Below are 3613 nucleotides of genomic sequence, written 5' to 3'. Positions count from 1 at the left end.
CCGCGGCGCAGCAGTTCACGGCCGACGGCGACGCAGGGCTCCACATCGCCACGCGTTCCATAGCTCGCCAGCACACACTTCATCGCGGGTCTGTCGGCATGGAATCTCTTCTCAATCTGCAGCGAAGTGTGCTGTGTCGGTGGCGCTGGGCAGCTAACGGCTAACTCACGGCGGTTCGTTGTAGTGCGAGATGTGACTATAACTTAGAAGCACTGGACCCCAGACTGTTCAGACGCTGCCGATGCCGCTGGCCACCAGCGAGACCCCAGCCACCGCGAACATAGCGATCAGGATTTTTCGGCGGTGGCTCAGCGCCCAGTCGTGGAGGCTTTGCAGCACCGCTTCGGTTTTCGCCGGCAGGGCCAAATAGCTGAGCAGCGTGATCTCGACGATCGCGAGGACCCCGATGACGAAGGTGATGGCGGCGCTGATCTGCGTGCCGATTGCGGCTCCCGAGGCCACGATGATCGCGAGCAACAACAGACCGGCGTCGGGTTCCACCCCGCCGAGTGCCAGGCCGATCACGAACGCCAGCCACGCCGACCCGGTTTCCCACGCATTGTGGACGCGGCCGAGTAGCCGCCGAAACGCTGGGCCGCCCTCGCTCGCCGCATCCCGCGCGCGGTCCAGCACGCGCGCGATGATCGGCGGTGTTTTCGACTCCAGCACCGCGGTGTTGCCGCCGGCTGCCGGCAGGTGCGCGGGCTGCCGCCGGCGGGCCAGCGAACGCACGATGATCAGTGCGGCGACCAAGAGCGCGAGCACACCCATCCCGATCCGGACATGCCGGACGACGGGGCTCGTCGCCAAGCCCTCGGCCAAGGAGCTAAACGCGGGCGCGACATGCAGCAGCGTCAGCGGAACCACCACGGCCGGAATGCATCCCACCAGGCAGCCCGCCCCGTAGGCGAGCAGGTTTTGCACGGGCCGCGGCCGGGAGATCACGAGAAGAGTCACCGCCAGACGCACGGGGTTCAGCGCCGTCATGAGCGCGAGCGCCAGCACCGAGCCCCACATGGCGGGAAGACTACCGTTGGCCGTCGGCTCCTCCGAAGTTTGCCTTCGGATAGCGCCCAGCGGCACCGCTCTGGGCAACCATGTTGCCCTGCAACAGGTCACGCCCGGCCCCTAGTACGGTACGACGATGGACAACGTGCTCGATCCGCTGGACCAGCTCACGTTCGACGCCGAGCGGGCCACCGGGGTCGTGTCTTTGCCGCATCCTTTCTGGGTGTACGACCGCCCGGTCGACATGGACGGTCTGCGCAAATTCCATCACCACCTTCAGCGCGGCTGGTTGCCCCGCCGCATCGAACCGTCACGGTTGCGGTTCGGCCGCCACCGCTGGGTATCGGTAGACGGGTTCTCCGACATCGAGCTCGCGACGCCGCGCCCGCGCGCGGAGCTCGACGCCTGGCTCGCGGAGCAGGCTTGCGCCCCCGTCGACGCCGAGCACGGGCCCCCATGGCACCTCGGGGTGCTGCCCTTCACCGACGGCGGCGCGGCGGTGAGCCTGGTCGTCTCACACTGCCTCGCCGACGGCGTCGGGCTGTTGAGCGCGATGGCCGACGCAGCGGATGGACGCGCAAATCCGAGCAGCTGGCCCGCCGCCGGGTCGCGCCGGCGCTGGCGGGCGATGCGCCAGGACGCCCGCCAAACCGTGCGAGACATACCGGCTTTCGGCCGGGCCCTCGCTGCCGCGGTACGGCTGGCCCGGCGTGCCCGCCGCAAAGGGACGGCGGCCGCGCCCGCGACCACCCCGCTGCGGCTGCCGACGCGCGCCGACGAATCCCTCACGCCGCCAATGACAACCATCTTCGTCGACGCCGACGAGTGGGAAGCCCGCGCCCACGCGCTGGGCGGTACCAGCAACGCGCTGCTGGTGGGAGTGGCGGCGCAGCTGGCCCAGCGAATCGGACGGGTCACCGCGGACGGCTCGGTTCTGATGAAGATGCCGGTCAACGAGCGCACCGCCGGTGATACGCGCGCCAACGCGGTGAGCCATCTGACCGTCACCGTCGACCCCGCGCCCGCGACGACGGACCTGCGCGAGGTCCGGGCCGCGATCAAACAGGCGTTGATCGATCACCATGAGATGCGCGACGACGAGCGCGCGGTGATGTCGTTCGTTCCCTTGTTGCGCCTCTTGCCCAAGCGGCTGGCCAGGCTGGTCGACAACACCGTTGTCTCATCCAACCTCGGTGCGATCGACCCGGCCGTCGTCCGGCCGGACGGCACGCCCGCCACCCTCTGGGCCTCCAGGGTGTCCCACCGGGGCGTGACCAAGGCGCTGATGCACCGGTTGGGCGGAGTGCTGTACGTGTTGTCGGGAATTGCGCGCGGGCAGGTCTTCATATCGGCCAGTGTTTATCAGCCCGGCTACGCCAACTCGAATGAAGCTTTGCGACAAGACCTTTCGGAGGTTTTGAATGACTTCTCGCTTGCCGGAACGTATATCGGAGACCCCCCGTATGGAGCCGCGTACCATGAACCCGCTTGACCGGATCAGCCGAGGTTAGGGGACGATGACAACCGTCTTGTTCGTGCTGGGGATGGCCCGGTCCGGCACCTCGGCAATGACACGCGTCCTGTCACTGTCGGGGGCCGCGCTTCCGCCCGGCATGATCGGCGCCGCGAAGGCCAACCCGCGCGGCTTCTGGGAACCGCGGCAAGCCAGCTTCCTCAACGAAAAAATTCTGCGCCGCCACCACAGCGCCGCGGCGGATCCCACATTGCGCCTGCACGAAGAACCCCCCGAAGCGCGAGACATCGCCGAAATCGGTGCCTACCTCGCCACGTTGCCGCCATCGGATCTGTACGTCATCAAGGACCTGCAGATGACCCCGGTGGCCGGCATGTGGTTCGAAGCCGCCCGCCGCGCTGGTTACGACGTCGGCGCCGTGATCGCCGTACGCCACCCCGACGAAGTCATCAAGTCCGTCACCGCAATGATGCCCATCATCAAACCGGACCTCGCCGCCGCGCTCTGGCTGAAAAACAGCCTGCTCGCCGAACGCTACACACGCGGACTGCCCCGCGTGTTCGTCGAATTCTCCTACCTCCTCGAGGATTGGCGCCGCGAGGTCAAACGCATGTCCGCTGCCCTGGACGTCGAGCTCGCGCCCGACGAGGCCGCGATCAACGAATTCCTCGCCGCCGATGAATGCCACCAGCAGGCCGACGGATCGGCGTGCCCGGAACCGTTCGGCACCGGCTGGCTGACCACGACCTACCACCATCTGCACCGGGCCGCGTCCGGCGACACGTGGAGCCAACCCGAGTTGGACCGCGTCTTCGCCGACTACGGGGCTGACGAAGAACTCCTGGGCGGAGTCGTCGACAACTATCGGCGGGTCGTCAGGGCGCAGCGCTTCATTCCACGCAAATTCATCCTCGAAATCGCCGCGCTCGTCCACCGACGCAAGGGCACCTGGGCCTGAACACCGCGGCACGGGAAGTGAAAGGCCAGGATCGGCAATGAAATTTGCGCTCGCAACCTACGGGAGTCGCGGCGATGTCGAGCCGAGCGTTGCGATAGCCCGTGAGCTGCAACGCCGCGGGCACGACGTGCTCATGGCCGTTCCGCCCGACATGGTCGGCTTCGTCGAGTCGG

Annotated in this window: 5 protein-coding genes; 3 read left to right on the top strand and 2 right to left on the bottom strand. The window is 67.5% G+C overall.

Features of this window, described 5'->3' with window-relative positions; genetic code table 11:
* Positions 1–83: hypothetical protein (locus tag A5747_RS25550; RefSeq protein WP_233148099.1), on the bottom strand; the 83-nt coding region annotated here is incomplete at its 3' end.
* Positions 84–228: 145 nt separating this feature from the next.
* Positions 229–1017: a GAP family protein gene (locus A5747_RS21050; RefSeq protein WP_076127932.1), complete on the bottom strand. Its 789-nt coding sequence runs from the start codon at positions 1015–1017 to the stop codon at positions 229–231.
* 127 nt (positions 1018–1144) lie between these two features.
* Here A5747_RS21050 and A5747_RS21045 point away from each other — a divergent pair, with 127 nt between their 5' ends.
* From A5747_RS21045 to A5747_RS21035, 3 genes are all read left to right on the top strand, one after another.
* Entirely contained in the window at positions 1145–2500 is a 1356-nt protein-coding gene (locus tag A5747_RS21045) for a wax ester/triacylglycerol synthase domain-containing protein (RefSeq protein ID WP_076127930.1), read from the top strand.
* 25 nt (positions 2501–2525) lie between these two features.
* A complete protein-coding gene (locus A5747_RS21040; RefSeq protein WP_233148098.1) occupies positions 2526–3440 on the top strand; it encodes a sulfotransferase family protein in 915 nt (304 codons plus the stop codon).
* A 37-nt stretch (positions 3441–3477) separates the two neighbouring features.
* The coding region (locus tag A5747_RS21035) for a glycosyltransferase (RefSeq protein ID WP_198938233.1) at positions 3478–3613 on the top strand (136 nt) is incomplete at its 3' end.

Source organism: Mycobacterium sp. IS-836 (genome assembly GCF_001954275.1).
Lineage (GTDB): Bacteria > Actinomycetota > Actinomycetes > Mycobacteriales > Mycobacteriaceae > Mycobacterium.
This window is presented reverse-complemented; position numbering and strand designations above follow the sequence as displayed.